Annotated in this window: 8 protein-coding genes and 1 tRNA gene; 5 read left to right on the top strand and 4 right to left on the bottom strand. The window is 59.0% G+C overall.

Annotated features, from left to right (window positions below):
• Positions 1–63: 63 nt before the first annotated feature.
• Together BHW66_RS04800 and BHW66_RS04795 are read right to left on the bottom strand one after the other, a co-directional pair.
• Positions 64–151, bottom strand: a tRNA-Ser gene (locus BHW66_RS04800).
• A 129-nt stretch (positions 152–280) separates the two neighbouring features.
• A complete protein-coding gene (locus BHW66_RS04795) occupies positions 281–1042 on the bottom strand; it encodes an AAA family ATPase (RefSeq protein ID WP_180975868.1) in 762 nt (253 codons plus the stop codon).
• A 216-nt stretch (positions 1043–1258) separates the two neighbouring features.
• Here BHW66_RS04795 and BHW66_RS04790 point away from each other — a divergent pair, with 216 nt between their 5' ends.
• Positions 1259–1633 carry a TfoX/Sxy family protein gene (locus BHW66_RS04790; RefSeq protein WP_094140350.1) on the top strand — a complete coding sequence of 125 codons (375 nt, stop codon included), beginning with the start codon at positions 1259–1261 and terminating at the stop codon, positions 1631–1633.
• Between the two features lie 37 nt (positions 1634–1670).
• On the opposite strand, the gene BHW66_RS04785 is transcribed toward BHW66_RS04790, so the two are convergent.
• Both BHW66_RS04785 and BHW66_RS04780 read right to left on the bottom strand, forming a co-directional pair.
• Entirely contained in the window at positions 1671–2669 is a 999-nt protein-coding gene (locus BHW66_RS04785) for a TlpA disulfide reductase family protein (RefSeq protein ID WP_128153569.1), read from the bottom strand.
• Positions 2670–2831: 162 nt separating this feature from the next.
• Positions 2832–3332 (bottom strand): N-acetyltransferase, encoded by a 501-nt coding sequence (locus BHW66_RS04780; RefSeq protein ID WP_012421193.1) that lies wholly within the window; start codon positions 3330–3332, stop codon positions 2832–2834.
• Between the two features lie 185 nt (positions 3333–3517).
• Here BHW66_RS04780 and BHW66_RS04775 point away from each other — a divergent pair, with 185 nt between their 5' ends.
• The 4 genes from BHW66_RS04775 (at position 3518) to BHW66_RS04760 (ending at position 8490) form a co-directional block, all read left to right on the top strand.
• Positions 3518–4372 (top strand): hypothetical protein, encoded by an 855-nt coding sequence (locus BHW66_RS04775; RefSeq protein ID WP_022196832.1) that lies wholly within the window; start codon positions 3518–3520, stop codon positions 4370–4372.
• A 425-nt stretch (positions 4373–4797) separates the two neighbouring features.
• Positions 4798–4941, top strand: coding sequence for a hypothetical protein (locus tag BHW66_RS04770; RefSeq protein WP_022196831.1), 144 nt, complete (start codon positions 4798–4800; stop codon positions 4939–4941).
• Positions 4908–6863 carry an arginine--tRNA ligase gene (argS, locus tag BHW66_RS04765; protein ID WP_253822302.1) on the top strand — a complete coding sequence of 652 codons (1956 nt, stop codon included), beginning with the start codon at positions 4908–4910 and terminating at the stop codon, positions 6861–6863. The genes BHW66_RS04770 and argS overlap by 34 nt, the downstream gene beginning before the upstream one ends.
• A 13-nt stretch (positions 6864–6876) precedes the next feature.
• A complete protein-coding gene (locus tag BHW66_RS04760; protein WP_102758853.1) occupies positions 6877–8490 on the top strand; it encodes a tetratricopeptide repeat protein in 1614 nt (537 codons plus the stop codon).
• Positions 8491–8497 lie beyond the last annotated feature (7 nt).

Here is an 8497-nt window from a genome sequence, read left to right as displayed (position 1 = left end):
GCGAACCTTATTCATAATCCCCTACGTTATCAAGGTTTACGTAGGTTTTCTTACAGAAACTTTTGGCGGAGAGAGTGGGATTCGAACCCACGGTGGGTTGCCCCACGGCGGTTTTCAAGACCGCTGCATTAAACCGCTCTGCCATCTCTCCATGCAACAAGCGCGAGCACAGGCTACCGTAACGAAGGCGGTTCTGTAAAGTCCTATTCATGTCTTTCCGGCATGTTTGCGGGAACAGCCCGTTTTCCCAAATGGGAGACTGCCGCCTGTTCCCGCGGCATCAGGGCAGGAATTCTCCCGGCAGGAGGCTGATGAGCCGCATGGCGCATTTTCGGGGAGCGTCTTCGGAAGTGTCTATGGAGAAATCATGCGGGAAATGGCGGTGGATGCCCGCGTGCTGGCGCTGGGCATGGGCCGGGGCTGGGGTCCGGTCAGTGCGGCGCCGCTCGCGCTCCAGCAGAACATCCTGACGGCATTCCACCCTGACCAGGATGCGGGGGATGCCGTCCAGGCGGTTCAGGAGGTCCTGAATCCAGTGGGGGGATTCGCCGATGACGTGGTCCACGATGACCAGGGCGCCTTTCCGGGCCGCCTCTGCAATGGCGGCGTGGAAAGATTCAATGAAGGGCAGGCCGGATTCCCTGACGGCATCCAGGGCGGTTTCATGCTTTCCCTGGCTCATGGCCAGATAATCGTCCATGGAGAAAATCATGGCTTCCTCTTTCAGCAGAAGCCGCAAGTTCCGGGCCAATGTGCTTTTTCCCGCGCTGGAGGCTCCGTTGAGCAGGATGACGCGCCCGCTCCGCGGTCGAGGTGTTTTCCGTTTCTCCGCAAGGCCTTTCTTCCCCATGGCCTTATGGCTTTCCGGACGGTTCGCGGAGGTGTTTTGATCGCCGTCTTCCGTCCGGCAGGTTCCGGCCCCTTCCGTAAGGGTGGGGGCTTCCTGACGGGAGATGCAGGCTGGTTTCCTGAGGATGTCGGACGCGGCGGTCATGGAAGGTTCATGGGCATCATGAATAAAAAGATTCGTCAGGGCAATCATAAGAATGGCTCCGTGCGGACGGAATCGCCGCTGTTCGTGGCTTGCCGGGCAGGGGCGGGAGAGGATCTTCTTACGGAGCGGCCGCGGCGGCATGGATGCCGTCCGTCATGACTCCGTGGGGCATGCTGCGCCTTTTCCCGTCAATAACGGGGATGCCTCATTCCTGCCGGAAGCCTTCCCGGCCGTCATTTGCTTCTTGCAGCGGACGGGGGAGGCATGAGAGAGTTCGTCATGGCCTCTTCCCCGGATGTAGTAGAATATATTTGTTTCCAGCTCCGGCATGCCGGGGATATTTCCTTCAGAAAAATGTTTGGGGACTACGGATTGTACTGCGGCCGGACATTCTTCGGTTTGGTGTGTGACAACCAGTTGTATGTCAAGATAACGGAGTCGGGTTTGAAGATGTTTCCGCAACAGGAGCAGGGCTGCCCCTATCCCGGCGCCAGGCCGCATTTCCTGGTGACGGATCTGGACGATGACCGGACCCTTTCCTCCCTTGTCAGGGAGACATGCTCCATTCTGGCTGTTCCGTCTGTTCTGGAGGGGAAAAAGAAAAAGGCGTCCGGTGAAAAAAGAAGCAGGCACCCTTAGACGCCTGCCGGCAGGAAATGGCTGCTGGAGGGGAAGGTTATTTCCCGGGAGTTTCCGGAGCGGCCAGAGAGGAGAGGTTCTTCTTCAGGCTGGCGGCGGCGGTTTGCGTGGCTTCGTTGTCGGACTCCGTGAATTTGTCCACGGCCTGCGTCAGGGATTTAAGGTCGGATTCCGATATTTTGCGCCCTTTTGCCTTGCGCTGTTCCAGAGCGGAGATTTTTTTATTGAGGTCGGCCAGTTTTGATAAATCCCTGTTCGCTTTCAGGGCCGCCAGAGGTTCGTCAAATTCCTTGACGGAGGGAACCGCCGTTTTGAGGCGCATGATGGCCGTTACCGCTTCCAGAGGGTCGGACTGGATCCGGGCCTGCACGATTTCCTTGGTATTTTCCAACCATGCGTCAAAAGCTTCACATACGGCCTGCGCTTCCTCGTCATTCGTTTTTTTCCTCAGAGGTGTGATTTTGGATTCGATGTTGCTGCCGGTGGAAACGACCGTTTTGGCCAGCGATTTGTATTTGTTCAGTTCCACTCCTTCCAGAATAGGAAGGCCGCGTTCCATCTTCATCACTTCCTTTTTCACCAGGTCATAGAGCTGGGGAGGATAGCCCTTGGCCACGACTTTTCCGTTGGCTCCAATCAGAACGGCATGAGGCAATCCGCCCGGGCAGGGAGCCTCCGGAATGCTCAGACTCTGATAGATGGGGAAAGTGATCTTCTTTTCTTCCAGAAACTGTTTGACCCTGGGGGACGGGAGCTGGCTGTGGCTGCCTATGACAGTAAAGCCCTTGGACTGGAATTTTTCCTGCAATTCCTGCAGATGCGGCATGCTGGCGATGCAGGGCGGGCAGTTGATGCCCCAGTATTCAAAAAACACCACTTTCCCTTTCAGGTCGGAAGCTTTGAGTTTCGGCCCGTGGATATGGCTGCCGTCGTTGAAGGCTGGATAGGTGACTTTGCTTTCCGCCGCCTGGGCGGAGGCGGGAACCGCCATGGCGGCGATGATACCGGATAAAATAAAGGCAGGAAAGGCGTTCATGGAACGGATGATGAAGAATTCAACATTGAGTGTCAAGGAGGAAGCGGAATTTTCAACTGGAGTTTCCTAAGGGTTCAACGGCCCGCATGCGCCGGGGATGGGGGGCGGGGCACTCCCTGCCCTGGGAAGATTTGGCTGTTTTTTCCCTGAGGGAGAGGCGTTTCAGGCTATATCCAGTCCCATGATGTAGTCCGTCATGTAGTAACCGTGGCCGATGTGGAAATCCCCGCGTTCCAGGGTCCGCATGCCCATGCGCTGGTAGAATTCCACCGCCCGGGTGTTATCGCGGTTCACGTTCAGGCGCATCAGGCACGGTTCCGGGTGGATGCTTCTGATGTAGCTGATGGCGTGGCGGAACAGAAAGCTTCCTATATGCAGGCCCTGGAAGCCGGGCAGAACGTAGATTTTCTGCAAATGGAAGACGCCGGGGCCTTCCGGCTGGACGGACAGGTAGCCGCAGTCCTTTCCCTCATGGGAGGCAATGAAGTACACATGCCCCTCCTCCATCTGTTTTTCCAGGTTGGCGGGGGAATACATCCAGTCCATCATGAAATCTATTTGCTCTCTGGAAAGGAGGTCCCGGTATGTGGCCGGAAAAGCCTGGCAGGCCAGTTCATGGATCAGCGTGATGTCGTCCTTGGCGGCTTGGCGGAGAGTCGGCATGGCAGAAATATTACACGGAAAAGCGCCGGATGAAAAGGGCCTCTTCCCCATTTCCGGCGGAATTTTCCGGCATGGCCTATTTTCCCCTACCTATTCCGGCGGAGACATCCTATGCTGAATGCCGCCGTTTTTCTGACAGCCTTCCGGGAAATGCTGTTTTTATGGCGAACCCTGCATGTCCAGTCATGAAAGAACCCATTCCCATACAACAATGGCTTCCCGCGGGGCCTCTGAGGGACATGGGTGAAAAATACGTAAGCCAGCTTCCGGACGTGGCGCAAAATCCCATCGGTCCGGAATCCCTCATGCACCAGTCGGACCATTCCTGGTCGGAATACCTGGTAGCCTATTCCCTCCTGTACCCGGGGGTAGTCGTCATCCTGGCCCTGCTGGGGGGGCTGGGGCTTGGGGCTTTCTTCATTTTTTGCCGCCGCCGGGAATATTCCCACCGTATTTTCTGTTCCAAATGCGGCTCCATGATGTACCCGTGCGGGCTGCACTGCCCGGAGTGCGGCACGCCCAATCCGTCCCCCCGTGCCCTGAACTGGATAGGATATTCCAGGCTGCGCACCGTGGTTCCTCCCTCCGGATGGAAAAGGCATGAGGAAGTTCTCCGCAGTTACCGGCGGTGTTTTTACTGCGGGCAGCCTCTCCGTGAGCCCTCTCTTGACCAGCGTTGCCCCGCCTGCGGCAAGGCGGTGCTCCAGGGTGAGCAGTCCGTGGACCGGTATGATGCGTATATTGGCCGCCGCAGGGGGTGGACCTTCGCTGCCGTGGTCGTGCTGGGGGTGGTTCCCATTTTGGGGCCGCTGCTGGCTTCCTCCCTGTACAGGAGAACGCTCATCAACCCGTATTCCCTGTACATGACCGTGTACCGGGAAAGCTTCCTGATGGTGGTTCTTTTTCTGTGCCGTCATTTGTTTCGCCTGCTGCCGTTCATCGGCATCATCGGCATGCCCGTCCTTTGCGTGACGGAATACCACCTGTACCGGCGCATGTTCCTGTGGAAGGCGGAGAAATATGATTTCAGGGGGGAATGAAGCAGGAGACCCTCTTCCGGTAATGCCTGTCCGGCGCCTGCGCGGAAAATCATGGGGTGCGGGGCTGTTGGGGCTTCCGGGCAGCGTATCGTTTCCGGCAGCCCGCTTTATGGCGCGCGGCGGCAGATCCGCAGTGAAGCGTGCGCCGGATCAGCCATGAAAAGCGTGCCGCCGCGCCGGAGGCAGGAAATGGGGATAAAGGATGGCCGGCTCCTTGATTGACGCGCAGCAGGGGATGCTGAGTTGATGGAGAGATGTTTTTAATGAACGTTTTACGTCTTACTGTATCAAGTATGACAAGGAATTGTTTTTTTCTTATGGACTAAACTTACCTGGTACAGTATGTAGGAAGTGTTCCCCGGAGGGGGGCGGGATGATTCCCAAACCCCCGCATGCGGAGGAACAAAAACTGTAATATAAATAAAATGAAAATGAAAAGAAAACTGGCATCGGTTCTGGCGAAGGCTTTCTCCGGAAAGTCCGTGCCGGAAAAGAAACGGGAAAGGGAGGCCAGGGCCTCCAAAAAACTGGAAGCGTGGCTGAAGGCTTCCAGAATGCGCTCCTTTTAAGGAAGCGCCCGTTGAAGGGAAGGGCGGATTCGGGCGCCGGCGTCCGGTTCGCCGGCTGGGACGGGGATGTTATCTCCGTCCTGTTGTTTTTACCGGAAAAGGTATGTCTTGATGACAGTTGCGCCTTGACTACGGCGGCGGAATGTCCGTTCATCTGGGCAGACATGACCATACCCGGAATTCTTGAAGAAAAGTTGTCCTCCGCATTAAAGGCGGTGTTGGGGGAGGAGCTTCCCGCTGATTTTCGCGCCTCGGTGACGCCCTCCGCGGATTTGCGGTTCGGGGATTACCAGAGCAACGCCGCCATGGTGCTTGCCAAGCGGTGCCGCACGAATCCCCGCGCGCTCGCCCAGCAGGTGGCGGACCGGATAGGGCAGGATGCCGTGTGCTCCCTGGAGATTGCCGGGCCCGGATTCATCAATTTCCGCATCAGGCCGGAATTTTACGCAGCGCGCCTGCTGGCCATGCTGGCGGATGACCGGCTGGGGGTGGAAAAAGTGCAGGCCCCCAAAACCATTGTCATTGACTTTTCCGCTCCCAACGTCGCCAAGCCGATGCATGTGGGCCACATCCGCTCCACCATTATTGGTGACGCCCTTTCCCGCGTGGCCCGTTTTGTGGGGCACCATGTGATTACGGACAACCACATCGGGGACTGGGGTACCCAGTTCGGCATGATTCTGTGGGGCTGGAAGAATATTCTGGATGAACAGGCGCTGGCCGCCAACCCCATTGACGAGTTGCTGCGGGTGTACAAGGATGTGAACCTGATGTGCAAGGAAAAGCCGGAACTGCTGGATACCTGCAAGGCGGAACTGGTGAAGCTCCAGGCCGGGGACGGGGAAAACCTGGCCATCTGGAAACGCTGCGTGGAAGTTTCCAAATCCGGCCTTTCCAAGATTTACGACCAGCTTGACATCCATTTTGATTACTGGCTGGGGGAAAGCTTTTACAATGATGCCCTGGCCCCGCTGGTGGACGGCATGATCGCCGCCGGAATGGCCCGGGAGAGCGACGGCGCCATCTGCGTGTTTTCCGACGGTTCCGTGCCTCCCAATGAAGACCCCTTCCTTGTGCAGGACAAGGGGGAATGGCGCGCCAACCCCTGCATTATCCGGAAAGCGGACGGAGGCTTCCTGTACGCCACCACGGACCTCGCGACGCTGGACCACCGCATCAAGACGTGGGGCGCGGATTCCATCTGGTACGTGGTGGGCGCCCCGCAGGCTCTGCATTTCAGGCAGATTTTCTCCACGCAGCGCCGCCGCGGCATGGACGGGGACTACCGGCACATCGCGTTCGGCTCCATTCTGGGGGATGACCGCAAGCCGTTTAAGACGCGCTCCGGGGATACGGTTTCCCTTCAGGATGTGCTGGATGAAGCCATTGAACGCGCGGCCCGCGTGGTGGAGGAGAAGAGCCCGGACATGCCGGAGGAGGAAAAGAAGCGCGTGGCGGAAGTGGTGGGCATAGGCGCCGTGAAGTTTGCGGAGCTTTCCCAGAACCGCATGACGGATTACGTTTTCAACTGGGACAAGATGCTGGCCCTTCAGGGAGATACGGCCCCGTACCTCCAGAACTCCTACGTGCGCGTCCGCTCCATCTTCCGCAAGCTGGACGGCGGGCCTTTGGACTGGTCCGCCCCCATTCAGCTTTCGGAAGACGCGGAAATCCATCTGGCCCGGCTTCTGGCCCGCTACGGGGAAGTGGTGCCGCAGGTGCTGGACGACTGCCGTCCGAACATGCTGGCCGCCTACCTGTTTGACCTGGCCAGGGCTTTCCATTCCTTCTATGAGGCGTGTCCGGTCCTGAAGTCGGAAGGGACGGTGCGGCACTCCCGCCTGGCCCTGTGCGAGCTGACCGCACGCACGCTGAAGCACGGGCTGGGCCTGCTGGGCATCCAGCTCCCGGACAGGATGTAACCGTTTCTTCCGTATGGCCGCCTCTTTCTTCCATGTCCTGCTGGCCGCCGCCGTGGCGGGGTGTTCTTCCGCCGCCGCGGACGGGGCACACGGGTACTGGATGAACAGCCCGTCCCTGAACGGCTGGCGGGAAGCCGTCTTCCGCGCCGGCGTTCCGGCTCAGCCTGCCGTGCTGCCGCCCGGAGTGGAGCCGATGATGGTGGGTTCCTCATCTCCCGCCGCGCAAATGCTGGTGCTGGAGGGAATGACGCATCTGCTCACGTTCGGGGACATGCGGGCTTTCCTTAAATTTGACGCCGCTCTCCGTCTGGACCCGGACTGCCTCATGGCCCATTGGGGCAGGTGCATGAGCCTGATGGGCGCGGGACCCGCTTTCCAGGAACAGCGCGTCCATTCCATGAAGCGCATGAAAGAGCTGGCGCTCCGTCCGGACTGCCCGGAACAGGAACGCGCTTATGCGGATGCCCTGGCCGTGCTGCTGATGGATGGCCCCGTGAAGGCGCAGGAAGCGTGGGAAACCATCTGTTCCACCTGGAAGCGCGACCCGTACGCCCCCCTCTTTTACGCCATGCTCCTGCGGGACGGCTTTGACGGGCAGGGCAACCCCGGAGAAGGGCAGAAGGAAGCCGTCCGCGTGGTGGAAGCCGTCCTGAAGGAACGCCCCGGTTCCCAGGCCGCCCTGTTCATGCGCGCCCTGCTGGAGGAAGTGGCTCCATCCATTTCTCCGGAAACGGTGGAAATCGCCCGCAGGGCCGTGGCCGCCAACCCCTTTTCCGCGTCCGCTCATCATTTGCTGGGCCATTGCCTGTTCCGCACAGGTGATTATGAAGGGGCTTCCGCCGCTTTCAAGGAGTCTGAAAATCTGTGCCTGGCCTGGGAAAAGGCGGAAAACGTGCCTCCCGCGCTGGATGACGCCTACTTCCGCTCCATCCTTTACCGTGCCGTTTCCGAATTCTGCGCCGGCCATTACAAAAAGGCGGAGGCCATTGCCTCCAGAGCCGCTTCCGTTCCCTTGGACAAAAAGCATCCGCTGGCTCCCGGAACCCTGCTTCAGCTATGGGAGGCCAGGACGCTGCCTGCGCGCCTGATGCTGGCCCGGCCTGTCATTCCCCGGCAGGCCCTTGTGCTCAAGGCTTTTCCGGGGCCTCTTCCCAAGGGATTTCCGGATTTGAGCAACGGCATGACCGCCGTGGCCACCCAATACATGGGCGCATGTTACGCCGCAAGGCAGGGCAGAACGGATGCCGTGGCGTCCGCCTTTGACAAGATGTCCGGCATTCTGCGGCTGCTGATGGACGGCGCGGACGCCGCCCGGAGGCAGATGAGCGTTTCCTACTGGGCGCGCTGCCTCCAGACGGGCAGCCTGTATTCTTCTGAAATCCGCTCCCTCATGTTTCCGGATTCCGCCAATGTCTGGATGTCCGAGGCCATACGGAGCCAGCGTTTTTCCTCCCTGCTCCTGCCTCCCGTAATGCCATACCCCGCGGAATGGGTTCTGGCCCGCGCCTACCTGAAAGCCGGGAAATTCCGGGAATGCGCGGATATGTGCGAACAGGCGCTGAAACGCTTCCCGAACCATGCCGGAGTGCTGGAGACCCTGGACAAGGCCCGTTCTTCCGGAAAATAATTCGGAA

The sequence above is a fragment of the Akkermansia sp. 54_46 genome (assembly GCF_001917295.1).
GTDB lineage: Bacteria > Verrucomicrobiota > Verrucomicrobiia > Verrucomicrobiales > Akkermansiaceae > Akkermansia > Akkermansia muciniphila.
The sequence above is the reverse complement of the archived record's forward strand: the minus strand, read 5'-3'. Positions and strand labels throughout refer to the sequence as shown.

Bases quoted from the DNA above. Each gene is read 5' to 3' on its own strand.
- BHW66_RS04775 (WP_022196832.1), top strand. From the start codon at position 3,518: ATGAAAGAACCCATTCCCATACAACAATGGCTTCCCGCGGGGCCTCTG.
- BHW66_RS04790 (WP_094140350.1), top strand. From the start codon at position 1,259: ATGAGAGAGTTCGTCATGGCCTCTTCCCCGGATGTAGTAGAATATATT.
- BHW66_RS04795 (WP_180975868.1), bottom strand. From the start codon at position 1,042: ATGATTGCCCTGACGAATCTTTTTATTCATGATGCCCATGAACCTTCC.
- BHW66_RS04785 (WP_128153569.1), bottom strand. From the start codon at position 2,669: ATGAACGCCTTTCCTGCCTTTATTTTATCCGGTATCATCGCCGCCATG.
- BHW66_RS04780 (WP_012421193.1), bottom strand. From the start codon at position 3,332: ATGCCGACTCTCCGCCAAGCCGCCAAGGACGACATCACGCTGATCCAT.
- BHW66_RS04760 (WP_102758853.1), top strand. From the start codon at position 6,877: ATGGCCGCCTCTTTCTTCCATGTCCTGCTGGCCGCCGCCGTGGCGGGG.
- BHW66_RS04770 (WP_022196831.1), top strand. From the start codon at position 4,798: ATGAAAATGAAAAGAAAACTGGCATCGGTTCTGGCGAAGGCTTTCTCC.